Source organism: Gramella jeungdoensis (assembly GCF_023805255.1).
Classification (GTDB): Bacteria; Bacteroidota; Bacteroidia; order Flavobacteriales; family Flavobacteriaceae; genus Christiangramia; species Christiangramia jeungdoensis.
Genome location: NZ_JAMSCK010000003.1, coordinates 684,133 through 708,979, shown reverse-complemented (window position 1 = coordinate 708,979; position 24,847 = coordinate 684,133). Strand labels below are relative to the sequence as shown.

The window sequence follows — 24,847 nt, the reverse complement described above, 5'->3', positions numbered from 1 at the left end:
AATGCCATCAAACTATACAATGAAATAAGATTACATTTATCTTTAGACTATCAAACACCTAATGCGGTACACCAAAATGCAGCGTAAAAATCAAGTTTAACCTGTAGCCGTATTCCAGGACGAGACAGCTTCAGAATTGTTTTTCTGGAAGAAATAAAATTGAGATTACAATCATTCTTACATGGATATTTAATGAATTTTAAAAGTGAAATATTTATCAAATTGGTCAGCATTTTAGTTTTCGTTTTTTCTCTTTCTTGCAAAACGACTAAAAATTATTCCGAATATTCTGAACTCACAGGATTTGAAAATGGTAAAGTTTCACGTAATGAAGTCGTAGGATTTGCTGAATCTAATTTAGCAATGGTCTCAGGTAAAATTGTGAATAATAACGATGAACCTATAGTTTTAGCTGAAATTCAAATTTCTAATACTCTAAAAAAACGAAAACTAATTTGGCAGGCTGATTTTAATGGTCAATATCAAATAAACCTGGAACCTGGTATTTATAATTTTTCATATAGTCTTGCGGGAATGGATACAATTAAACTTAATAATTTAGAATTACAAAAGGGTGAACTCAGGGAAATTGATATTAGTCTTGGTAAAGCAGGAACTTTAACTCACTATCTAATTGAAAGATAAGATAAAGCCGGTTGCTAACAACGATTAGCGGGCAATATGCGGTATTCCAGGAAAAAGAATAACTTAGAACTTCAAACAACAAAGCAATAAGCCGACATCCCGATAGCTATAGGGACCGCGTCCCTTACTCCACCAACTGGCAATAACCGAGACTGTTGGCATTAATCCAAATGCATCTACGTCAAATACAAAATATAATACCGGTGATTCTTATGTGTCTAATTTCGGATCCAGGCTTTGGGCAATTTCCAAAAAAAACAGAGACCATAAGAGTCAATGAAATTGATATGTATTATGAAATATATGGCAAAGGTGAGCCACTTTTACTTCTTCATGGCTGGACACAATCTTCAAGTTTTTGGTCAGAATACATACCAACCTACGCTCAAAACTTTAAAGTTTACGCGATTGACCTACGCGGACATGGCAGAACTTCCCCTCTAACAGCAGACTTCTCCATAAAAGAATCAGCCCAGGATATTTTGGAACTCTTAGACCATTTAAAAATAAAAAAAGTAAAAGCAATTGGGTTAAGTTTTGGTGCTCTAACCCTACTTGAGTTAGCCAGTTCTAATCCAGAAAGAATCCAGGCAGTAATTCTAATAGGTGCCTCTCATAACTACACGGGAGGAGAAAATAATGAGAGTGACAATACATTTTCTTATGAAAACCTTCCAAAATCGTTTGTTGAAGGACTGAAAAAAATACACTACCATGGTGATAGTCAAATTAAGGCATTATTCAACCCAAATTTTGATTATCAGATCAAACTAAAAGATGAAGAACTAAATACATTTAATTTCAGGACTTTGATTGTCAATGGTGATCGAGATGAAATCCTTGGTATTGATCCAGCATTTGCATTGCATAAAAATATTCCCAATTCCGCATTATGGATTGTGCCAAACACAGGACATATTGCTATTACTGGACCAAACCTCAAGACTTTTTTAAACAATAGTCTCAACTTTCTAAATGCGGATAACAAAAATAAAACTGATCCCAACAAAAAATAAACCCCCATTAAAAAAGGCGTTTATTCTGACCTTTACAGCAAATAGGCTACTTATGCTCCTAAGCTACCTTTTTTCGACTCTAGAATACACTGAAAGTGTTATAAATCAGATTTTTACCTTAATTTACATATAAACTAAAAACATCTGATAAATGAAAAGTTTAATACCTATTCTATTAATCTTCTGTTTTATTTCTTGTGATACAAATCAGAACAAAACTGAAAAAGCTGAGGATAATCCTATAAACATGAACGAGGAACTTGCGTTAATTGAGGAAACTAGAAGTAATTTTGAAAATGCTATTGCCGAAAAACGGTATGAAGATCTGAGTAAATATGCAACTGCAGATTTAATTTCTTTAACTCCAATTTGCGGTGAATGGGAGGAATATAAAAATTTAATAAAAAATCCAGATGGATTATTTAGCTACGATAGCATTCGAATGAATCCTGAGGAAACCATAATATTAAATGATTCCGTAGCTTACGATTTTGGAACTAGTTCCAGTTTCTATACTAATTCAGAAGGTAAGGCAGTTGAAATTAAAGCTTCTTTTTTAGCAATTTTAAAAAAAGATAAAAAGGATGAGGTTTGGAAACTCCACAGAGAAGTTGCCACTACCAACATGAAAGATTAACCATGAAAACTTAATTGTTTTTGGCCACTTGCAGTAACAAAGGTTCATCGCCGATAAGCGGCAGCCTTAGAAAGAAAATAATTAACCTGAACAACAAACCAAGTTTTAATCTGACATCCCGGTGGTTAATGGGACCACTTGTTAATTTCCGCACACTGTTGTTAATCGCAAGCCTTGGCAACAATTATCAAACTAAGTTATTAGTTTAAACTAAATATTTAGTTATTTTTGAATCAAATAACTATTTATGAAAGTCATTACACTAATCAATACACTATTTTTCTGTCTGATACTTTTCATTGGTAAAAGTCAAGGACTTCCAAAAAAAATTGAATTCGACAATCCATATATATTCAATTCTGAAATTGAGAAAAAGTTAAAGGAGGATACCGTAAGTTGGAAATATCAAATTTCAGCAGGTGAATATGCTTCTAAAGGAGATTTTAAAAATGCACTTAGAAATTGGTCTATGGCTTTTGGTGGAGCTGACAAAAATTACACTCAAACTCAAATAGATTCCATTAATGAGAATTATAAAATAGTCTCAGCAAAAGAATATATAATCCAACAATCCAAAAAGAATAGAGTTATCATCATAAATGAAGCTCATCATTATTCATTTCACAGAGTTTTTACCGAATCGCTACTTCAGGATTTATATAAACAAGGGTATAGAAATTTAGGTGTAGAAGCTTTATCTAATGGAAATACAATTGATAGAAACCTAAATAATAGAAATTACGCCATTCAGAAATCTGGTTATTATACTCAAGATCCGAATTTTGGAAAAATGTTGCGAACAGCTCTTAATTTAGGCTTTAATGTATTTGCTTATGAGCAAACTGGAAATTTAAATGGTAAAGAAAGAGAGATTGCTCAAGCAAATAATATTCAAAGAATAATGAATGAAAGACCTAATGAAAAATTCTTAATTTATTGCGGTTTTGATCATTCTCTAGAAGGAGAACATAGAAGTTGGGGAAAAGCCATGGCTGGTCGTCTAAAAGAATTTACAGGAGTAGATCCACTTACTATTAATCAAGTTAAATATAGCGAAAGATATAATCGTAATTTTAACCAACCACTTCTTAAAGCTCTAAAAATAGATAGCCCCTCCATTCTTATAGATTCCGATAATAATCCTTTCCGATACCAAAAAAAGAATGGCTGGAGCGATATAGCCGTTCTACACCCGAATACAGTATATGAAAAAGGAAGACCTCAATGGTTATTTAACGATGGTTCACAACTTGTAGAGGTTAAAAATGAAAATTTTGAAATTAATTATCCTATTATGGTATTAGCTTATAAAAAAGGAGAAAACATCAATGAAGCAATTCCTGTTGATATAGTTGAACTTGAAGGTAAATCAGATAAGTCATATTTCGTTTTGGATAAAGGACATTATAATATTGTAGTGGACAATCAAAAAGATCAATCTTTCAAATACGAAATAGAGGTAAAATAACTATTGCCAGCAACCTTCATTGCAAATAGACAACAGCCCTAGAAAGAAAATAATTAACTTGATCAACTAACCAGGTCTTAAACGGACATCCCGATAGTTATCGGGATCAAGTGCTATTTTCCGTACGCTGGTTTTAATCGCAAGCCTTGTAGATAATTGTTTAAGAAATTCCTGAGTTCAATAAATTAATTTAAGGTCTTGAAGAAATCATTTTTATTTATACCTGGAGCCTGGATGGGAAAATGGATTTGGAAAGATTTGAAAGAAAGTCTGGAAGATTTAAATTATACTGTTTACACAGTAAGTCTAAGAGGATTAGAATCTAAAAATGCACAAAAAAATTTTGACTTACAAGATCATGTCGATGATGTCAAAACTTTTATAGAAGAAAAAAACTTAAATGAATTAATTGTGGTGGGACACAGCTATTCTGGATTTGTGATCGGACAATTAGCTGATCAAGTTCCCGAAAAAATTTCCAAATTGATATTTTTAGAAGCATTTTTTCCTCTTCATGATCAAAATCTTTTCGAGGCTGCTGGACTTAATGCCAAAGAAGAAATTCAAATCATGGAAAATAATAGTGGTAATTGGCCACCACCAACATTGGATGAATTAAAGCAGCAGAAACATTTATCCGGGGAACAAATAAGGTTATTGAATAAAAAACTGGTAGATCATCCGGGAAAAAGTGTATCACGAAATGCGTATATCAAATCCGACAAAATTGAAGTCGAATCAGTTTTCATTGGAAGTAATTTTAATATGTCTGTACGACAAAAGTTATTATATGGTAATGTTGGTTTTTACGAATTAAATGGTGGCCATTGGCCAATGTTAACTAAAAGAAAAAAACTAACTGGAATATTAGATAAAATAGCCAGCAATTAAAGCAAATATCTACAATAACGAATCCCCGATAGTATTTCAAAGAAAAAAGGCCGCACACTATAAAAGCATGCAGCCCTGTCACCTGCCTTAAAGATTTGGGGCATCCGTGGGGGTGACATATGCAAGATAATTCCTACATTTTAATTATTTGGCAGGTTTAACAGTTATTTAAAACTGTGAGTAAATAATTAAGCAGATCACTGAAAATTCCCGGAAGTTGAAAAACAGAAAAAGCATAAGGGATTATCCAGATAATTTCGTTAAATTCAATACTCCTTCTTTTCCCCCTTTCTCCATTTGAGCTTCAATGCATGGTAGCAACGAAATACCAACATTAAAGTTCAACAACATGAAAAGAAGATCATTTATTACCACCGCATCAATGACCGCATTCAGCATTGCCGCATTTGGTTCCATAAACTGGAACGGCAAATTCTTTGAAGGAAACAATCCCACCACCTCCGATATCCTGGGACCCTTCTACCGGCCTAATGCTCCTATTCGTAGCGATCTTATTCCTCCCGGAGTCCGGGGAACAAAAGCATACCTCAGCGGAAAGATATTTAAAGATGATGGCAGAACACCCTTGGCAGGTGTGCTTGTAGAGGCCTGGCAGTGTGATGCAGACAGGGTTTACGACAATACCTCTGATGAGTTCAGGTTCAGGGGTGCAGTAAAGACGGGAAGCAATGGTTCCTATTCCTTTAAAACAATCCTGCCCCCGCCTTATAATACGGGAACTGGTTGGAGACCTGCACACATACATATGCGTATTTCCAATCCCAAGTACCAGGACCTTATTACGCAGATATACTTTAGGGATGATCCTCACCTTAAGGATGACCCCAGTTCCAGGTCACCGGAAGCCATTCAGCGTATTCTCGCCATCAGCAAAACCACGACCGGCGAACACGAGGTGCAATTCGATGTTACCATGAGCAAGGTATTCCGGCTTAGCGACGAGGGCTTTAAAAAGGTTTCCGGGCTTTACCAGCTGGAGAACGGAACAGCAGAGTTCTACCGCAACAACAATCTTTTGATGATGCGAATTAATGGGCAGATCATGGAAGGGTTTAGCTACACTGGCAATAATACCTTTGAAGCCGCTAAGGGAGTGAATAAGGCTGTCTTTAGTTTTAATGACAAAGCCGAAGCCCTGGTAGCCATCAACCTGTGGGATTACCCCGCAGACAAGTCTGAACTTATAAAAATGAAAGGAACCAGGTTCCTGAAATATTAAACACCCAATAGTAAAATAAATCCTTTGATCTATTTCGGACAAATTTATCCGAAATATGATATTCATCATAATTCAGAAATAGGCTATTTGTGATTTTTGTGCTAACCTTTAAACGAACACAGAAATGAGCAAAGAAAGAAAACTATGGATCACCTTCGGACTGGTGATGCTCATATCCTTTACAATCTTAGGATATTATGGTTTTGAGATCTATCAGAAAGCCCCGCCTAGACCCACCAACATTGTAACCCCAGATGGTGAGATCGTGGTTAAGGGACAGGACATCCTGGACGGGCAGAACGTTTGGCAAAGCATGGGCGGACAGGAAGTCGGTTCTATCTGGGGTCATGGCGCATATATCGCACCAGACTGGACCGCGGACTGGCTTCACAGGGAATCTCTATATATTCTTAACAAATGGTCTGAAGAAGAACATGGAGAGAAATATGAGACCCTTGGCAGCGAAAAACAGGCGGCCCTTGAAAGAAGGTTGCAGGAAGAACTGCGAAACAACACCTACAACGAAGAAGATGGCACGATTACCATATCTCCCTTAAGGGCCGAAGCTATTGAAAGCCTTAATTCCTATTACAAAGGGCTTTTTATGGACGATCCTGCACTCGATGAGTTAAGAAATTATTACGCCATCCCTAAGAATGCCATAAAAGATGAAGACAGAATGCGGCAAATGAGCAACTTCTTCTTCTGGGCATCCTGGGCCACAGTTACCGAAAGACCCGGAAGCGAAGTAAGCTATACCCATAACTGGCCACCAGAGGAACTTGTTGGAAACAAGCCCACCGGGGACCTGCTTATATGGACTGGATTCAGTATTATTCTCCTGTTGTTCGGAATAGGCGTTATGGTATTCTATCATGCGAAAATGAAGGAGGAAGAATCTCCTGAATTGCCGGTGGAAGATCCTTTAATGCGACAGACCATTACCCCCTCCATGCAGGCGGTAAAAAAGTATTTGTGGATCGTAAGCCTGTTGATACTTGTGCAGGTAAGTTTCGGGGTTATTACTGCCCACTATGGAGTTGAAGGTGATGCTTTCTACGGACTTGATCTTGCCAAAATACTCCCTTATTCAATATCCCGAACCTGGCATGTGCAATTGGGAATCTTATGGATCGCTACGGCCTGGCTGGCAACCGGGCTCTACATAGCACCGGCAGTTTCGGGCAGGGATCCCAAATTCCAGAAGCTGGGAGTGAACTTTCTTTTTATCTGCCTTCTAATTATCGTAGCAGGTTCCATGGCCGGTCAATGGATGGGAGTAATGCAAAAATTAGGACTAGCCGAAAACTTCTGGTTCGGGCACCAGGGATATGAATATGTTGATCTTGGCCGTTTCTGGCAGATATTCCTTCTTGTAGGTCTGTTCTTATGGCTGGCTTTGATGGTACGACCATTACTTCCGGTACTCCGCAAAAAAACATCGGAAAGAAATCTTTTATTAATGTTCCTGGTCTCCTCTGCGGCCATAGCCCTATTCTATGCCGCCGGGTTAATGTGGGGAAGACAAACCAATATCGCCATCGCCGAATACTGGCGCTGGTGGGTTGTACACCTCTGGGTGGAAGGCTTTTTTGAAGTTTTTGCCACTGTTGTGGGAGCCTTCCTGTTCGTAAGACTCGGGTTACTCAGAACCAAAACGGCCACATTAAATGTGCTGCTCGCTACTGTGATATTTCTATCGGGTGGTATTTTAGGTACTTTTCACCACCTTTACTTTAGTGGTACTCCTACTGCCGTGATGGCCCTTGGAGCAACCTTTAGTGCACTGGAAGTAGTTCCCCTGGTTTTAATAGGAATCGAAGCTTATGAAAACTATAAGCTGAGCAAGGCCACCAAGTGGATCAAAGACTATAAATGGCCTATTTACTGCCTGGTCGCAGTGGCTTTCTGGAACTTCCTTGGCGCGGGTATATTTGGTTTCATTATCAATCCGCCAATAGCACTCTATTACATGCAGGGGCTTAACACCACTGCCGTACATGCTCATACCGCACTGTTCGGTGTATACGGAATGCTTGGCATAGGTTTGATGATGTTCGTGCTTAGAAGTATGTACCGAAAACAAATATGGAACGAAAAACTGCTGAAATTTTCTTTCTGGAGTATCAATATCGGATTGATCCTTATGGTTCTTTTAAGCGTGCTCCCAATTGGTCTTTTACAAACCGTGGCCAGCGTTAATGAAGGGATGTGGTATGCCCGCTCTGCCGAATTTATGCAGCAACCCAGGATGGATACCCTGCGATGGTTACGCGCCGTTGGAGACACCATATTTGCAATAGGACTTGTATCCTTTGTATGGTTCGTATTTTCCCTTAACAGCAAGAAGAAACTTGCCCAGGAAACCAGAATAAAAAAGGAAGAAAGAGTGCTGGAAGAAGTAGAATAATAATCGAGTTTTTTTATTTTTAATTAGTTGAATCGTAAGAGGGATGACTTTTTTTCATCCCTCTTATTTTTTTGTATCCACTGAACAATCAGTCACTTATACTGAAAAAAAATTAAGCCTGAACATTTGAAATAAACACATTAATTAAAATAATTTAAGTAACTTAAGAGGGTGAACATTTACAGAATACCTGGTCTACTACATTTACTTTGACGAAAGTGCTCATGGATTTAAAACAGTGAAACATGAGAAGCAGAATTGAGAATTACAGTCTTACCTTAAAGATCATAACATCCATGGCAATGGTGGGTTATATCATATTATTAATGGTAGAAAGTGCCGCACTTTATACAGAATCCAGTGAGCTTACCGGTTATTTCCTTTTCAGTCTCTTCCTGGTGGGCTATATCCTGCTATGGAAACACAAGGTAATTTCAGGAATGGTATTTCTTATCTGGTACTCCATACAATGGTATATGGTTTTTCTTGTTTGGGAAAAAGGAATGATGACCCTTTTATTAGGTTTACCCATTGCTGCACTGGGCCTTTTGATCCTTTTAAATGGAATTAAAAAGAAGCCAAATAAGTCTTCACCATCCATTTAAACACTTGAAATACCACATTAAAGCGGTGATATACCCCGAAGTGTTTTTGGCTGGATCAGATCTCAGAATTTCTTACTCCACTGTTATTCTTTCGTTTACACCTCTGTCTTTAAGGGAAATTATGAGCTTATTGTGAGTGCCATCCCAAAATATACCCTCCTCTTTTTCCAGCATTTCAACAGAATCTACCGAATCTAAGTTCTTAGAATTCACCTTTATTTTCCTTATATTTTTCAGACCGATCAAAACAATCATATAATCGCGTTTCATTGGCGCCTTCTCATAAGTCCCAATGGAAGGATATATCGTTAGCCTGCCATCTTTAAATTCGATCTCAGTAGTACGCAGTTCATTACGAGTACGGAACCTTTCGGTTACGTTATCATCTTCATATAAAGTAAAGGCACCATCAGTCCCGGTATATACATCAATACTAATCTTAGTTGGATCAAGGGAAAAAGTACTTTTAGCATAATCATATTTAGGAATGATAGCTCCTTCTTTTACAAATAGGGGCAGTTGGCCCGTTGTGGTCTTATACCGTATCGTCTTTCCTCCAATGATCTTTTCCCTGGTATGGAAATCGTACCATTTCCCTTCGGGAAGCCACACCTCCCTGATCGAATCCATTTTAGAAAACACCGGCGCCACGAGTAATTCGTCTCCCCACATGTATTGCAAGTCGTACTTCCAGGCTTCAGGAACTTCCTGATGATCAATCACCATGGCTCTTGCCATGGGAACACCCTTTTCATGGGCAATATGAGCATAGGTATAGATATATGGCATCATTTCATATCTCAAAACCCCATATTTCATTGCAACATCCCTTGCTTTTTGAGATCTGTCAAGTGGCCAGCGTGAATTTTCACCAGGGCCATGAGGGCGCCAGATGGGAGAAAAACTTCCGAAAGCCATAGCCCAGTTCATATACATATGATCCTCTGGACCGGGTTCTCTAAATCCCCCCGCATCATGGTTGAAATATGGAAACCCAGATAGCCCGGATGCCTGCATTGCCCTTACCTGGGCTTTCATCCACTCGTAATCACACTTGATATCACCGGTCCAATGGGTCGTTAGGCGCTGTCCTCCGGCCATGGCGCTTCGGGCCCACACAAATGGTCTTTTATCTTCGCCTATCCCGGGTGGGAGGTTTTCATTCTTATTATCCCATCCTTCCTGTACAATGGCTTTCCCTATCAAAAAAGGATAATAATTCTCATTTTCAGCCCACGACCTTCCATTTGCAAGAATAATCGTATCGCTCATTGGCCACATCTCATCTGTTTCGTCTATCCAGAGGGCATCTCCGGGATAATTAAGGTCGGGATTAAGAGATTGAGACCAGAACAGCTCCCAGATCCAGTTACGCATTTCGGGATTGGAATAATCTGGAGCGCTTTCGCCTTCCTTTACGCCTGATTCTTTGGCATAAGGAAGATTATATTCGGGTTTCCATCCTGCCGACAGCAGGGCATTATTCCTGTTATGATCCAATGTTACCGTGAGATGATGAGCTTTTATCCATTCATTGAATTCCGCAGGATCTGGTACCCGAGTGGAGTCCCACTCGAACCAGGAACCGGACCATGCCCCGGTTCCAGCCCGCCATCGATTATCATTAACCAGGTGATCAAGAGGATAACCCGCATTCCTGTGAGCAATAATCTTCTCTTTCCACCACTCCACTCCCTGGTGTTGAGGCGATCCCTTATCTGAAAGCTGTAAGCCAAAGATCGAGCGCTGGGGTAAACGAGGTCTGCCTGTAAGACCGGTATATTTACCCAGGATCTCCCTGAAATGAGGACCATAAATAAAGAAATAGTCCATCTGGCCGGGAAATCCACTGGTATTGAAACCAAAATCATAGGTTTGATTCTTACCAAAGTTGAATTCATGATTATAGGTACTGTTCAGAAAAACTCCATAACCCTTGCTGGACAGGTAGTAAGGCACTGTGAGCACACCCTGGGCTCCCCAATCGGATTTCATCTTTCCCTCCCCGTAGTTGCTTGAAACTTTTTGTCCTCTTAGATCTATAGACTCCACCCAGCCGAACGCTCCATGGCCCAGACCTGCAAAATGCTCTTCTTCATCAAATTCAAAATCGATACTGATCCTGTTATCCTCCCATTTTACTCCCTCTCTTTCTTCCAAAAGCATCTTTTCTGAATCACGGATATCCACTTTTAAAGGTGATTTTGAGATCGCTACAGTTAGCTTATCATTTATCAGCAGAATCTCAGAGGCTTGTTCCTTAAGACTGTAATTACCATTTTTCTCATGATCTACTACCATCTCATAGCGATCATCAGCAAAATAATCCTCTCCGGCACTAACCCAATGAAACCTTATTACATCATCCTGATAGAAACTTACCCGAAGCTTGTACCCGGTAGTCGTCTCAAAAGTAACCTGGTGATTTTCCTTTTGAAAGGATTCATAATCTCCTCTTTGAGCGAAAGAAGAGTGAAAAACCTGAAGAAAAAGTAAGACAATAATTGACCTGAGCAGTTTCATGGATCTAAGGAATAAACTTTCAATAACTATAAAGTTATAAAAGATTCTCCTTCTCTCCTGCCTTTACTTCAAAATCCAGCCAGTTTTCTTCAGGAGGATAGGAGCAGGTGGTAAAACCACTATAACTGCATGGCGGATTATAGGCATGGTTAAAATCCAGGATCGCAGTTTTATTATCATTGGTTTCAAACTCAAGGTAACGTCCCGCGCCATAGGTTTCGGTTAGAGCCGTCTGGTCGCCAAACATAATGAAGTTACCTTCCATAAAATCCAGCGAATAAGTCTTCCCTTTGTATTCGAAATCTAAAGAACCTATAAATTCGGCCTCCCTGGTACCACCATAACTCACTGGAATTTCAATGATCTTTGGAGATTCATAATAAGTCAGTTTTCCTTCAAAAATAAATTCGGATGTGAGCTCATAGGACTGGAAACCGGGAAATTTGTCGATCTCGGGATTTTCGGAATTCATGATCCTTAGTAGCTTCACATCTTCCAGCGAATTCACATACCAGCTGTAATTCTCATGGAACATGATCTCTGAATGTCCCCTGTGATCAAGGGATATCAGATTATATTTATCGATCACCGAATCGTTTTCAAGTCTAACCTCAACCTCCGGCGAAGAATGAAAGACAAGTGAATCATTTTCAAACTTAATGCTACCTAGCTTAGCCGGAGCGGTGGAGTCTTTTAGCTGAAAATTATTCTCAGGAGCCGAACCAAAAGAATTGGCAGAAGCAGAATCCAGTTCAAACATATCCGAAATACTCAGATAATAAAAATGTTCTTCATGAAGTTCGCCCTGGAAAGCCTGGTAAGCCTCCTTGTATTCCTTATCGATCTTAAATTCCCTTTTTTCCTGGCAGCTTATAAGTACAGCCAGTAGTAAGAGATAACTGATATTCTTCATTTTTCAAATAAAACTTCAATTGTTCAGGCGGCAATTTAAAGCTTTTTAAATTCAGATAGCTATGATTCCTGTTTATAGAAATTCACCGGGATATATTAAAAATAGAAGAGGCTGTCTAAAAAGTTCTTTCCCGGTCATTGCGAGGAACGAAGCAATCTTTACATAATTTGGTAACCATAGTAGAGATTACTTCACTTCGTTCGTAATGACGGCTGGATTTGCTTTTTAGACAGCCTCTTCTTGCTTAAAACTAAATTTTCAACTAATTAAGATCAAAGCGATCATTGTTCATCACCTTGGTCCATGCTTTTACAAAGTCTTTCACGAACTTCTCCTGTGAATCCTTGCAGCCATATACTTCAGCAAGGGCACGAAGCTCTGAATTGGAACCAAAGATAAGATCAACACGGGTTCCGGTCCATTTCACCTCACCGCTTTTACGGTCCTTACCTTCAAATACAAGCTGATCATCTGAGGTCGCTTTCCAGGTGGTATTCATATCCAGCAGATTCATAAAGAAATCGTTTGTCAATGTTCCGGGCTTATCGGTAAAAATACCGTGATCAGATCCGTCATAATTAGCCCCAAGTGCACGCATGCCACCCACGAGCACGGTCATTTCCGGAGCGCTAAGCTTTAAAAGCTGAGCCCTGTCTACCAGCATCTCTTCTGCTGAAGTAGTAACTTTTTCTGTTCGCTTCAGATAATTGCGGAAACCGTCTGCCTGTGGTTCAAGTGGTTCAAATGCCTCAATATCGGTCTGTTCCTGTGAAGCATCGGTACGACCCGGTGTAAAAGGAACGTTTAGGTCATGACCCGCATCCCTGGCAGCCTTTTCCACCCCGGCACTTCCGGCAAGGACTATGATATCAGCCAGAGAGACTTTTTTGTTGCCAGATTGGGAGTTATTGAAATCATCTTTAATGCTTTCAAGTTTCTCCAATACCTTCTGCAATTCAGGCGGGTTGTTCACTGCCCAGCTTCTCTGAGGCTCCAGCCTGATACGGGCTCCGTTGGCTCCGCCTCTTTTATCAGAGTCACGATAGGTAGATGCCGAAGCCCAGGCGGTAGTCACCAGTTGAGAAACAGATAGTCCTGAATCTAGAATTTTTCCTTTCAGGTTGGAAATATCCTGATCGCTGATCAGTTCATGATCTACAGCAGGAACAGGATCCTGCCAGATAAGTTCTTCATCGGGAACCTCAGGCCCTAAATATCTTGAAACAGGTCCCATATCACGGTGCGTAAGCTTATACCATGCCCTTGCGAAGGCATCAGCAAACTCATCGGGATTCTCATAGAAGTGTCTTGAGATCTTTTCATATTCGGGATCCATCTTCAGAGAAAGATCGGTGGTAAGCATAAATGGCTGATGGCTTTTCGATGAATCATGTGCATCTGGAATAAGGCCAGCACCAGCCCCATCTTTTGGCTGCCATTGATAAGCTCCGCCAGGGCCTTTAATGCATTCCCATTCATATTTGAACAGGTTCTCAAAGAAGTTCATGCTCCATTTGGTTGGAGTCTTTGTCCAGGCACCTTCAATACCACTGGTAATCGCATCTCCGGCTTTACCACTACCGAATGAGTTTTTCCATCCGAGACCCATCTCTTCGATACTCGCTCCTGCCGGTTCGGCTCCCACATATTTTTCGGAATCAGCCGCACCGTGGGTCTTTCCAAAGGTGTGCCCTCCGGCAATAAGTGCTACGGTCTCATAATCGTTCATCGCCATTCGGCCGAAAGTCTCGCGAATATGGTCGGCAGCGGCTACCGGATCAGGATTTCCGTTCGGACCTTCAGGATTCACATAGATCAGTCCCATATGAGTAGCTCCAAGCGGATTTTCAAGTTTGTCTCCCTTGGCGAAACGCTCCTTATTTCCTAACCATTCACCTTCAGAACCCCAGTAGATATCTTCTTCGGGTTCCCAGATGTCTTCACGCCCACCTCCAAAGCCGAAGGTTTTGAATCCCATAGATTCCAGGGCACAGTTCCCGGCAAGGATCATAAGATCTGCCCAGGAGAGCTTTTTACCATATTTCTGCTTGACAGGCCAAAGCAGTAAGCGTGCCTTATCAAGGTTTGCATTATCTGGCCAGCTGTTAAGCGGTGCAAAACGCTGGGAACCGGAAGCTCCGCCTCCGCGGCCGTCCCCAATACGATAAGTCCCGGCGCTATGCCATGCCATACGTATAAAGAAAGGACCGTAATGACCGTAATCGGCCGGCCACCAATCTTGGGAGTCGGTCATAAGATCAAAAAGGTCTTTTTTAACTGCTTCAAGATCGAGACTCTTAAACTCTTCGGCATAATTAAAATCCTCCCCCATAGGATCTGAAAGGGAGGAATGCTGACGTAGTATCTTTAAGTTCAATGAATTTGGCCACCAGTCGCGGTTAGAGGTTCCACTACCCGCAGTAAATTTTGTAGCCCCACCCATAAACGGACATTTGCTTGATTCGTTCACTTCCCAGACTTTATGATTGTCTGAATTGTTCGAATGATTGTTGTGTGCCATGTTGGATAGTTTTAGATGATTAATACTTAAAAATATGATAATATTTGTTTATATGTCTTACTTGCTGATAATTAAAACCTATGCTCGTTAAAGGCAAAGCTTATGGAAGGACCACTGATTTAAAAAGCTGCAGAAACTTCCAGACCTAACCGGTAAAACCAGTGTATTACATGACTTCTAATACCATTTAAGGTATCCACCAAAACCCGACGAAAAAAATTCAGAAACCCATGAAAAAATAAGGGATATCCTGCTATCTTTAATAGGAATTCTGAACTGTAATAGAATTTCTATTAAAGTATATTTTACCGCATTTTTAAAATGGAAAAATGGATTAGCCGTATTGATGCTATCACCACCAAATTCATGGATAGTTTTGGTGATCTTAGCCGGGAGGACCTCAACTGGAAGCCAGATCCCCAAACCTGGAGTATCGCTCAGAATGTGGATCATTTGATAAACCTGAACAGGTCTTACTTCCCCACCTTTGAGAACCTGAAAAAAGGGAGCCAGGATCTTCCTTTTATTGCCCGATTTGGATTTGTGGTCTCTTTCTTCGGAAATATGATAAAAAAATCGGTGGAGCCCGACCGGAAAAAGAAAATGAAGACCTTCCCCATGTGGGAGCCGTCTCAAAGTGATCTTCCCAAAAGTATCCTCCACGAATTCCAGGAAACCCAGGATAAGCTTAAAGGATATATTTCAGATTCTGTTGATTTCATCCATCAGAATATGGTGATATCTTCTCCGGCCAACAGGAATATTGTATACAAACTGGAAACGGCTTTTGACATCATTGTATCCCATGAGGAACGACATTACAACCAGGCGAAAGAAGTATTATCACTATTACCAAAAACTTAATCATCAAAAACCGGATATACCATGGAAGAAAAATCCAAGACTACCTTAAGCGTTGAAACAGAAGTAAAGCTTCCTGCCGAGAAGGTCTGGGAATACTGGAACAAACCTCAGCATATTACGATGTGGAATTTCGCTTCAGATGAATGGCATTGCCCGAGGGCGGAAAATGACCTGAGACCCGGTGGGAAAATCATGTCGCGCATGGAGGCGAAAGATGGGAGCATGGGCTTTGATTACTCTGGCACTTATGAAGAAGTGAAACCTTTTGAAAGTATCATTTATTCGCTCGATGATGGGAGAAAGGTAAAAATAGAATTCAGTCCGTTTGAAAATGGAACAAAAATAACGGAGAGCTTTGAAGCAGAAGGAACTCATTCCCTCGAGCAACAAAGGAATGGCTGGCAAACCATCCTCGATAATTTCAGGAAGTACGCTGAGGCCCAGCGATAAAACCTGATAAATAAAGTGATAAAATGCAAGAAGCTCTAGAGCTCTCTGTAAGAGAAATCAAAAAAGAGGATATAGACCTTATAGCCGATTACTGGTTAACCTCCGAACCCGATTTTCTAACCGGGATGGGAGTGGATCTTCAGAAACTGCCAACCAGAAGAGATCTGCAAAAAATGCTAAGCCAGCAGATTGAAACTCCCTACCAAAAAAAGAAGTCCTACGCGCTTATCTGGCTCGCCAATGGCAGGCCGGTTGGCCATTCAAATGTGAACGAAATAGAATACGGAAATCAGGCAAAAATGCACCTCCACCTTTGGAAATCAGATCTCAGGCAAAAAGGTATGGGCAGCGAACTTTTAGCAAAGACCCTTCCCTTTTATTTTGACCGGCTAAAACTGGTAGTGATCTGGTGTGAACCTTATGCTAAAAATCCTGCTCCTAACAGAACTCTGGCCAGTTCAGGATTTGAATTTGTAAAACAATATGTTACGACCCCCGGATCCCTGAATTTTGAACAGGAAGTGAATCGCTGGAAACTCACCAGGGAAAAGTTCAAGGTAAATTATAAATAAAAAATACATTAAACATAAATTTTGTAGATTTAGAAGACTGAACTTTATAATAGCCTCCCCATGTGGTTATTACCTCTTCCCCTTGGCTTTTCAAAAATTAACTGCCTACTCATAAAAAATGTTTACAGGATGAAAAAATTAGTATGTTTAGGCTTCTTCTTTTTATTGGCAACCATAAACTTAAATGGCCAAAACCGCGTTAGCGTAGAAGCCAATATGGGCCCTGTAATTGGGGATGAAACTAAATATCATTCCATTAATTTCCAGGCAAACGCGAATTACCTTTGGGGTATTTCTCAAAATATTTACCTGGGGCTAACCATGGGGGGCTCTATTTTTTGGGGCGAAGGAAAAAACCCGGGTTGGTTTGGTTCCATCCCCGCGGTATACTTTCCTTTTGGAATGGCCGGAAGACTTAACCCGACAGATTTTCTTAAAATCGGTGGAGATCTGGGTTATGCATTCAGCCTTGATGACACCAATGGTTTATATTATCGCCCGTTAATTTCTTATCAAGCCACCCCAAGACTTTCCTTATTACTAGCATATTCCAATATTGTAGGAGATGATGGCGAAACTTTTACTGAAGAAAGCTTTATCGTCTCTGCAATTACTATAGGTGTCAATATAAGTTTATGATGTAATACTCAAAGAAATTAAAAATTTAATCTTCGTCCTCAAAAATTTCCTCTATTGACATGTTGAACAACCTGGCGATCTTAAAGGCTAAAGGTAAGCTGGGATCAAATTTTCCTTTTTCGATAGCATTGATAGTTTGCCGGGAAACCCCGGTTTCATCTGCCAGCTGAGCCTGGGTTATTTCCTTTTCTGCTCTTAAAACTCGAAGACGATTTTTCATTTATACCGAAAATTGTTGATTAATACAGCAAACATGTAGGTGATTCCCATGATCATCACGAGATAGGATATTTCAGCATCATAGGAGATTACATTAGTAATGTCCAGCATCGAGTAACCAAGTCCTGTAATTAGTGTAACTCCCAGCGTAACTCCCATGGCTTCAAGATGTATCTTTCGATGCATCTCATCAAGACCATTCAGATGTTTGATGTTTGCAATGATCATTCCCACACCTACAGCAAGGTTTATGAATATCATGATGGCAGATATGGTGGTATCTTCATTCCAAAGAAATTTGTGGCCAAAAGCCACTAAAGCGAGTGTTAGCACCCATGCGCCGGTCCAAATGCCAAGGTGAATTGTATTCCTTTTACATCTGGCAGCTAAAGTATCATTTTGATTCTTCATAGTAAAGTGTATTTGATTTTTAGTAAAGTAAACTTTACACAAAGATATACAAAAAATTAAGTATGTCAAGTTTTATTTACAAATAGTCAATCTTACATGACATTATGTGATTTTTCTTTAATAATTTCATAATAGAAATTTGAATAAAAGCCCCTATATTTAAATATTCTCAAGGTTTTTATATATTTTTTATTAGCTTAAAGGCACCGAAAAAATCTAAATCATTATTGCTCAATGAAAATATACGAAAGTGATTATCTCATCATTCAGCATGAAAAAGAAAGTGATCGCTTTGTACAGTTCTGGAAAGCTTCACCCCCTTCTTTTGATATTTTAAAAGAAGAACTTCTCACATTTACCAGCTATTATAAAAAACATGGGCCATCTCAGGCTTTATGGCTGCAGCAAAACTTCTCTCTCCCTCTTAACAAGGAAATTGATGAATGGATTGAAGAGAATGTAAATGTTCCCTGTGTGGAATATGGTAATAAAAAGGTAGCCTTTGTGGTGGGAAAAGATGTATTGGTACACCTAAGTGTTATGAATTCCTTTGAGGAAATGAGCTCGGTTGTTAGCCCTAATCATTTTGCATCTGAAAAAGAGGCCAGGCAATGGCTTGATGAAACTGACACTGAGAACCACCAAAATTCAGAAATAACCATTTTATTTGAAGGTATAGATGATGACGGAAATTCCATAATTAAAATTAAAAGGCCCTCCGGTGATATCGTCAATACCATAAAATCATTCAACAACCTTCTTGAAGAGAACAAATTTATTAAGTCTAACATAGACAATTATTCCAGGCTTACTAAAAGGGAAAAAGAGATCCTCGTAGTCCTTTCAAAAGGATTAAAACAACAGGAAATAGCTGATGAGCTATATATTTCAATTCAAACCCTGCGCACCCACTGGAAAAACATCAAAAAAAAACTGGGAATAAGATCTCTTGCTGAAGTGATCAAATATGTACGGGCTTTTGAAATGAAGTGATTTTTTTACTGGTCATCTAACTGAACTGCATCGGCCGATGCTCCAAGTTCTTCAAGTATCTCACTTATTTGCTCGGTCATTTCAGGAGGCCCACATACATAAAAGCGTGAATCAAAATCTTCCACGTTGTTCAATAAAAAGTCCTTATCTATATAAGCATTTATATAATCGGTATCTTCCTGATCGGTAATTACATATTTCACATTTTCATCCAGCATCCCATCCAGTTCGTCTTTCAGAATGATATCCTTATCGGTCTTATTGGAAAAGAAAAGAGTATTCCCCTTTACGTCTCCTTCTCGCTGAAGATCCCTTAATATAGCCAGGTAAGGTGTGATACCGGCACCTCCCGCGATTATATATCCAGGGCCTTTATATTCTATGGCACCCCAGGTATCTCTCACTATAAGCTCATCTCCCGGTTTCAACTTTCCAAGTTGTTCGGTCACGCCGTTATGGTCTGGATATATCTTGATGGTAAATTCCAGAAAAGGATCCTGGTTTAGACTGGTGAAGGTAAAAGGCCTTTTTTCATCCTTCCATTCCTCTTTATTTATTGATACCTCTGTGGCATGTCCCGGAGTAAAACTGTAGCCCGAGGGCTTATCTGTCCTAAAGCGCTTTACATTATGGGTCACATCACCAACCGACTGAATTCTGACTATATGTTCCATTTTTTCTTTTTAAGGTAGAATTTTTCCTTTGAAGAAAAAACATGGAAAGTCCTCAAACCTAAATTTTTAACCCTTTGTATAGAGAATTAAAGAGGATTTTAAGGTAGTTTTATAAAATCTATTTTCAATTCTGAACAATTATAAATGCCAGGAAAAAGATTTTTTCATAATTCAGGATCATCTTGGAAAGCTTGATCAACATCCTGCCTTTTTATGATTTATTAAAAAATGAATAACAGTAAAACTAGGGAAGAACTCCTCAAGGAGTTCGAAGTCCTGCAAAAAGATTATAAGGCTTTAAAATCCAGATTGGAGAATACGGTGCTTAAAAACACCAGAACCGAACTGGATTTGACTTTAGCAAAGAAAAAGGAAGAGAAGAACGAATTGCATCTCATGTCTATATACAATACGGTAGAAGACGTGATCTTCCAGCTAAATGTAGAAGAAAATGGAGATTTCCGTTTCAATTTGGCCAATAAGGCTTTTTTTGCTGTTACAGGTTTAACGGAAACACAAGTGATCGGAAAGCTGGTAAGCGAAGTCATTCCTGAACCTTCACTCTCACTAGTAATTAAAAAGTATAATGAAGCGATTACGGAAAGAAAGATTGTGAAATGGGAGGAAGTATCTAATTATCCCTCAGGTGAACTTACTGGTCAGGTTACGGTATCTCCAATCTTTGATAAGAACGGAAAATGTATTGAGCTGGTAGGGTCTGTTCACGATATCACGGATTTAAAAAAAAGGGAAGAGCTTTTAAAACAAAAAAACTTTGAGATAGAGAAAAAAAACCGGGAACTAAAAAAAGCTATAAAGAAAGCTGAAGATAGTGACCGACTAAAATCGGCTTTCCTTGCCAACATGTCCCACGAAATACGAACCCCCATGAACGGCATTCTTGGGTTTTCGGAATTACTTCAGGAAGCTGATCTAAGTATTGAAGAACAAAGGGAGTATATTGATATTATTAGAAAGAGCGGGACCCGCATGCTAAATATCATTAACGATATCATTGATATTTCCAAGATCGAATCCAACCAGGTTGAATTACATCTTAGAGAGGCTAACATAAACGAGAAGATAAGATATGCATACCGACTTTTTAAACCAGATTTTGAAATCAAAGATCTCAAGGTAAACTGTGAAATGCCCCTGCCAGATGAAAAGGTGACAATCATCACCGATGGTGAGAAACTATATGCCATTCTAACAAATCTGGTTAGCAATGCCATTAAATACACTCCCGAGGGAAGTATTGAATTCGGTTACACTTTAAATGAGAAAAAAGGGGAATTTGAGTTCTTTGTTAAAGATACCGGTATAGGCATTCCAAAGGATAGTCAGGAAGCGATCTTTAAAAGGTTTGTACAGGCCGCAATTTCAGACAGAAAGGCCATACAGGGAGCCGGCTTGGGATTATCTATCACGAAGGCATATGTTGAAATGTTGGGCGGCAGGATCTGGGTTGATAGTAAGGAAGGCGAGGGTTCCAGTTTTCACTTTACGATTCCCCAGAAAAGTGTTCCCGAAAAGACGAAGAAAAGCATATCACAAAAACATGTTAGCATTCCAAAAGAACTGGAAAACCTTAAAATGCTGATCGTTGAAGATGACAGTATATCCAAACTCTTCGTAAGGAAAATTATCAAAGATTTTATTCCGGAGATCAAGGAAGCCGGAAACGGGCTTGAAGCTGTTGAGACCTGCAGGAAGAATCCAGATCTGGACCTGATACTAATGGACATGCAGATGCCGGAAATGAATGGTTTTGAAGCTACCCGGAAGATCAGGGAGTTCAATAAGGATATCATAATTATTGCCCAGACGGCTTATTCTTTCTCATCCGATAAACAGAAGGCCTTAGAAGCAGGCTGTACCGATTATATCTCAAAACCCCTTTCACGGAAAAAATTACTTCAAAAGATCCAGGAGTATTTTTAAATATGGCTTTATGATAGCTGCTCTCTTCCCTTAATCGCTCTTAAAAATTTACATTGAGTAAAGTTGAATGGATTCCATGATCCTAAAAGGATTTGCTTCTATATTTCATAGCCCTCCCAATCTTCGATATCATTTCTTTCTTCCGGTTTTATAGATCGGGAAAGGATCTTCTCGTCATACTTCATCCCGTGTTTTTGCAAGACATCTGCCGGCACCCCATCCCATACATTTGGCTTATTACCCATATAACCAAGATATTCTACCCCTTCCTTACTGGTGAAATATCCGGTAGTAACAAGATTCCTCATTCTGCTAAAGAACTGGGCACCCTGCGTAAATTCGGGTTTTACATCTTCAGGATATGCAATATCTTCAATGATCGCGATCTGTTGCTCTTTGCTTAAATCAACAAAATCCTTTTCATATCTTTTATAGCTTTCGTTCTTCAACCATCTCAGGCCACCGCGCATAGGAGTTTGGTGAGAGGGAATATCCTTGGTGATAAATTCGATGAATTCAGGCACGCCAGCTTCCGAGGCTGGTTTGGATCCGTCGCCGGGCATAATGATATCACTTAACACGATTATGGTCTTCATTTCCTCATCGGTATAGAAATCCTGTTCAAGAAGAGCTTCATCGCGGGCTTCTTCCGCCGGGGTACGGCCATAATCGAATTCCCTTTCCTTAATATCGGTAAGTTTACTTACATCGGTGTCTTCATCAAGCCTGCAGCTTAATAACAAACTTGTACCTGCTCCTCCTATCAAAAGTGTTCTGAGTGATTCTCTTCTATCCATAACAAGCTATTTAAATATTACCTTTTTTCATTTCATCTGCCAGATAATCTGAAGCCCTCCAGGCAAGCGCCAGGATGGTCCAGGTTGGGTTCTTGTCGGCCTGGGAAACAAACGAGCCTCCGTCCATCACAAAGAGATTCGGAACATCATGAGCCTGATTATACTTATTCAGTACAGATTTCTTTGGGTCAGATCCCATACGCGTGGTACCAACTTCGTGAATAATCCTTCCGGGATTCTCAAGGCCGTAGCTGGAATCCTTTCCGGGCTTCTCTCCAAGCGCCATCCCACCCATGTTGGAGATGATCTCTTCAAAGGTATCCTGCATATGGGCCGCCTGTTTTACTTCCTCTTCGGTCCATTTATAATGAAATTTAAGAACAGGGATCCCAAATTTATCTACTTTTTCCTTATCTATCTCACAACGGTTTTCTTCCTGCGGAATACTTTCTCCTCTTCCAGCCATACCGACAAGAGAACCATAAAAGCGTTTCACATCTTTCATTAGCTCTACACCATAACCTCCGGCTTTTTTGGTTTCACCATCTATACCCGGTACCATTCCATTCAGGTTTTCCATATTAAAACCGAATCCATAGGCTGGCATTCCCATACCACCCCAGTATTCAATATGATAACCGCGACTAAAGCCAAGGCTCTTATCATCATTGAGCCACCATGGTGTATAAAGGTGCATTCCGCCTACCCCATCTTCATTATAGCGTTTCCTGTCCATAAGTGAAGGCATAAACGCCATCCTGGAAGATCCGGTAGAATCGTGCAGATATTTACCCACAACATTACTGGAATTAGCCAGGCCGTTAGGGTGGACTGAAGATTTTGAATTGAGCAGTATTCTTGCCGAACTACAGGCACTTGCCGCTAGAATTACGACTTTAGCCTTAATCCTGTAATCCTTAAGGTCTTCTTTATTGATATAATGTACGCCGGTCGCATTTCCTTCACCATCTGTAATCACTTCCCTTACCATCGCGTTGGTATAAAGGTCTACCTTGCCCGTTTCCATTGCCGGATTCACCAGGACTGAGGATGATGAAAAATCACCATATACCGAGCAGGACCGTGAACACTGATTACAGTAAAAACAGGCCGCTCTTTTCTTATTAACTCGTTTGGTAAGGATCGAAAGTCGGGATGGGATCATCGGGATCCCAATCTTCGAGGTTCCTTTTTGAAAATATAACTCATGTAGTCTTGGCTTCGGAGGAGGTAAAAAATAACCATCCGGTTCGTTAGGGATGTTCTCCCGGGTTCCGAATACCCCTATCAGTTTATCTACTTTATCATAGTAAGGCTTAACGTCATCGTACCCAATTGGCCAGTTATCTCCTTTCCCGTCAAAATCCTTTCTTTTAAAATCCAAAGGTCCAAACCTAAGGGAGATCCTTCCCCAGTGATTGGTGCGTCCCCCCAGCATACGGGATCTAAACCAGTCGAATTCGGTTCCCTGGGCGCGCGTATAAGGTTCCCCATCGAGTTCCCAACCTCCATAGGCCATATCAAAATCACCAAAGGGCCTCATGGTTCCGGCGCCCCTTCTTGGAGATTCCCAGGGCCATCTTAACTGAGTTCTTTGTTGGGGATTAGCAGGATCAAAATTAGGACCGGCCTCTACAAGGGCGATCTTAAAACCTTTATCGGCCAGGATCTTTGCGGCCATCCCTCCTCCGGCACCTGATCCAACGATACAGACATCATATTTTGGGGACTGTTCAATAATTTGAAAGGACATAGATTTATAATTTTCAAAAAGAATGCTTCTAATTTAAAAATTTTAATTAATATCCTCACAAAATTTAATTTTTTTATAAATGATTTGACAGACCCCTTAATTCGGGGGACAAAAAATAAAAAACCCCATCAGGATCTGATGGGGTTTTCTGTACTCGAGGCGGGGAATCGAACCCAGAAACTTATAGAAAACTAACACAACGATTGTTAAGAGGTGCGAAGTTAATAAATAGAAACCTAGCATTACGATTTTAAAAATCACTTCTGTAACATATACAACACTACGTTCCCGTTTTATAACTTATTTCACAACATAAGTTATAGCTTACCCTTTACTCCGTAGAAACAAAGCAGGAAGCTAATGCGTTTATTTATTAATAATAACGCGATCTGTTGTTATTTACAATTCTGTTGGAGCTAATTAAAAATTAAAAACCATGAGTGATTTATTCCAAAAAGGAGATGTAGTCTGTGCAAAAAACAATAGGTCAAAACCACTGGCGGTTAGAATTTTTGCCAGGAGGGTATATTATTGTGATGTTGTAGGCCATCCTGAAGAAAAAGAAGAAGTTTATTTTGAAAGGGAAATAGAACTATTCAAGGCAAGTAGTATTTAACTTTAGATTGGAATCTTTTGATTTTGTCTGCTACTTCCATGACTCA

23 protein-coding genes are annotated in these 24,847 nt (G+C 39.8%); 15 read left to right on the top strand and 8 right to left on the bottom strand.

What is annotated here, in order from left to right; genetic code table 11:
- Positions 1-159 precede the first annotated feature (159 nt).
- The 8 genes from NE848_RS10940 to NE848_RS10905 all read left to right on the top strand — a co-directional run bounded on the left by NE848_RS10940 (position 160) and on the right by NE848_RS10905 (position 8,912).
- Entirely contained in the window at positions 160-645 is a 486-nt protein-coding gene (locus NE848_RS10940; RefSeq protein WP_252113428.1) for a carboxypeptidase-like regulatory domain-containing protein, read from the top strand.
- 155 nt (positions 646-800) lie between these two features.
- Positions 801-1,661, top strand: a complete 861-nt coding sequence (locus NE848_RS10935; protein WP_252113426.1) for an alpha/beta fold hydrolase — start codon at positions 801-803, stop codon at positions 1,659-1,661.
- 151 nt (positions 1,662-1,812) lie between these two features.
- Positions 1,813-2,298, top strand: a complete 486-nt coding sequence (locus NE848_RS10930) for a Cif family virulence factor (protein WP_252113423.1) — start codon at positions 1,813-1,815, stop codon at positions 2,296-2,298.
- 247 nt (positions 2,299-2,545) lie between these two features.
- Positions 2,546-3,766 (top strand): hypothetical protein, encoded by a 1,221-nt coding sequence (locus tag NE848_RS10925; RefSeq protein ID WP_252113421.1) that lies wholly within the window; start codon positions 2,546-2,548, stop codon positions 3,764-3,766.
- 198 nt (positions 3,767-3,964) lie between these two features.
- Entirely contained in the window at positions 3,965-4,657 is a 693-nt protein-coding gene (locus NE848_RS10920; RefSeq protein WP_252113419.1) for an alpha/beta hydrolase, read from the top strand.
- 349 nt (positions 4,658-5,006) lie between these two features.
- Entirely contained in the window at positions 5,007-5,897 is an 891-nt protein-coding gene (locus NE848_RS10915) for a dioxygenase family protein (RefSeq protein ID WP_252113417.1), read from the top strand.
- 124 nt (positions 5,898-6,021) lie between these two features.
- Positions 6,022-8,307: a nitric-oxide reductase large subunit gene (locus NE848_RS10910; protein ID WP_252113415.1), complete on the top strand. Its 2,286-nt coding sequence runs from the start codon at positions 6,022-6,024 to the stop codon at positions 8,305-8,307.
- Positions 8,308-8,552: 245 nt separating this feature from the next.
- Complete coding sequence (locus NE848_RS10905; protein ID WP_252113413.1) at positions 8,553-8,912, top strand: hypothetical protein; 360 nt, start codon at positions 8,553-8,555, stop codon at positions 8,910-8,912.
- A 72-nt stretch (positions 8,913-8,984) separates the two neighbouring features.
- Here the strand turns inward: NE848_RS10905 and NE848_RS10900 are convergent, their stop codons facing one another.
- The 3 genes from NE848_RS10900 to katG all read right to left on the bottom strand — a co-directional run bounded on the left by NE848_RS10900 (position 8,985) and on the right by katG (position 14,869).
- A complete protein-coding gene (locus tag NE848_RS10900; RefSeq protein WP_252113411.1) occupies positions 8,985-11,435 on the bottom strand; it encodes a glycoside hydrolase family 31 protein in 2,451 nt (816 codons plus the stop codon).
- Positions 11,436-11,469: 34 nt separating this feature from the next.
- Positions 11,470-12,348 (bottom strand): DUF1684 domain-containing protein, encoded by an 879-nt coding sequence (locus NE848_RS10895; protein WP_252113409.1) that lies wholly within the window; start codon positions 12,346-12,348, stop codon positions 11,470-11,472.
- A 262-nt stretch (positions 12,349-12,610) separates the two neighbouring features.
- Positions 12,611-14,869: a catalase/peroxidase HPI gene (katG, locus tag NE848_RS10890; RefSeq protein ID WP_279344040.1), complete on the bottom strand. Its 2,259-nt coding sequence runs from the start codon at positions 14,867-14,869 to the stop codon at positions 12,611-12,613.
- Between the two features lie 321 nt (positions 14,870-15,190).
- On the opposite strand from katG, the gene NE848_RS10885 reads away from it, so the two are divergent.
- The 4 genes from NE848_RS10885 (at position 15,191) to NE848_RS10870 (ending at position 17,394) form a co-directional block, all read left to right on the top strand.
- On the top strand, positions 15,191-15,733 hold the full coding sequence (locus tag NE848_RS10885; protein WP_252113407.1) for a DinB family protein: 543 nt from the start codon (positions 15,191-15,193) through the stop codon (positions 15,731-15,733).
- Positions 15,734-15,754: 21 nt separating this feature from the next.
- Positions 15,755-16,183, top strand: coding sequence for an SRPBCC family protein (locus NE848_RS10880; protein ID WP_252113405.1), 429 nt, complete (start codon positions 15,755-15,757; stop codon positions 16,181-16,183).
- 23 nt (positions 16,184-16,206) lie between these two features.
- Positions 16,207-16,755 (top strand): GNAT family N-acetyltransferase, encoded by a 549-nt coding sequence (locus NE848_RS10875; RefSeq protein ID WP_252113403.1) that lies wholly within the window; start codon positions 16,207-16,209, stop codon positions 16,753-16,755.
- A 129-nt stretch (positions 16,756-16,884) separates the two neighbouring features.
- On the top strand, positions 16,885-17,394 hold the full coding sequence (locus NE848_RS10870) for a hypothetical protein (RefSeq protein ID WP_252113401.1): 510 nt from the start codon (positions 16,885-16,887) through the stop codon (positions 17,392-17,394).
- A gap of 25 nt (positions 17,395-17,419) precedes the next feature.
- Here the strand turns inward: NE848_RS10870 and NE848_RS10865 are convergent, their stop codons facing one another.
- Both NE848_RS10865 and NE848_RS10860 read right to left on the bottom strand, forming a co-directional pair.
- Positions 17,420-17,614 carry a helix-turn-helix transcriptional regulator gene (locus tag NE848_RS10865; protein ID WP_252113399.1) on the bottom strand — a complete coding sequence of 65 codons (195 nt, stop codon included), beginning with the start codon at positions 17,612-17,614 and terminating at the stop codon, positions 17,420-17,422.
- The gene (locus tag NE848_RS10860) at positions 17,611-18,024 is read right to left on the bottom strand and encodes a hypothetical protein (RefSeq protein ID WP_252113397.1); all 414 of its coding nucleotides are present in this window, start codon (positions 18,022-18,024) and stop codon (positions 17,611-17,613) included. The genes NE848_RS10865 and NE848_RS10860 overlap by 4 nt, the downstream gene beginning before the upstream one ends.
- Positions 18,025-18,258: 234 nt before the next feature.
- Between NE848_RS10860 and NE848_RS10855 the strand changes: the two genes are divergently transcribed.
- Positions 18,259-19,017, top strand: a complete 759-nt coding sequence (locus NE848_RS10855; protein ID WP_252113395.1) for a response regulator transcription factor — start codon at positions 18,259-18,261, stop codon at positions 19,015-19,017.
- 5 nt (positions 19,018-19,022) lie between these two features.
- Here NE848_RS10855 and NE848_RS10850 read toward each other — a convergent pair whose 3' ends face one another.
- Positions 19,023-19,691, bottom strand: coding sequence for an FAD-binding oxidoreductase (locus NE848_RS10850; RefSeq protein WP_252113393.1), 669 nt, complete (start codon positions 19,689-19,691; stop codon positions 19,023-19,025).
- Positions 19,692-19,919: 228 nt separating this feature from the next.
- On the opposite strand from NE848_RS10850, the gene NE848_RS10845 reads away from it, so the two are divergent.
- Positions 19,920-21,635 carry a hybrid sensor histidine kinase/response regulator gene (locus tag NE848_RS10845; RefSeq protein ID WP_252113391.1) on the top strand — a complete coding sequence of 572 codons (1,716 nt, stop codon included), beginning with the start codon at positions 19,920-19,922 and terminating at the stop codon, positions 21,633-21,635.
- Between the two features lie 98 nt (positions 21,636-21,733).
- Here NE848_RS10845 and NE848_RS10840 read toward each other — a convergent pair whose 3' ends face one another.
- Both NE848_RS10840 and NE848_RS10835 read right to left on the bottom strand, forming a co-directional pair.
- Complete coding sequence (locus NE848_RS10840) at positions 21,734-22,432, bottom strand: gluconate 2-dehydrogenase subunit 3 family protein (protein ID WP_252113389.1); 699 nt, start codon at positions 22,430-22,432, stop codon at positions 21,734-21,736.
- 10 nt (positions 22,433-22,442) lie between these two features.
- Positions 22,443-24,185, bottom strand: coding sequence for a GMC family oxidoreductase (locus NE848_RS10835; RefSeq protein ID WP_252113387.1), 1,743 nt, complete (start codon positions 24,183-24,185; stop codon positions 22,443-22,445).
- Between the two features lie 436 nt (positions 24,186-24,621).
- On the opposite strand from NE848_RS10835, the gene NE848_RS10830 reads away from it, so the two are divergent.
- Complete coding sequence (locus tag NE848_RS10830; protein WP_252113386.1) at positions 24,622-24,801, top strand: hypothetical protein; 180 nt, start codon at positions 24,622-24,624, stop codon at positions 24,799-24,801.
- Positions 24,802-24,847 lie beyond the last annotated feature (46 nt).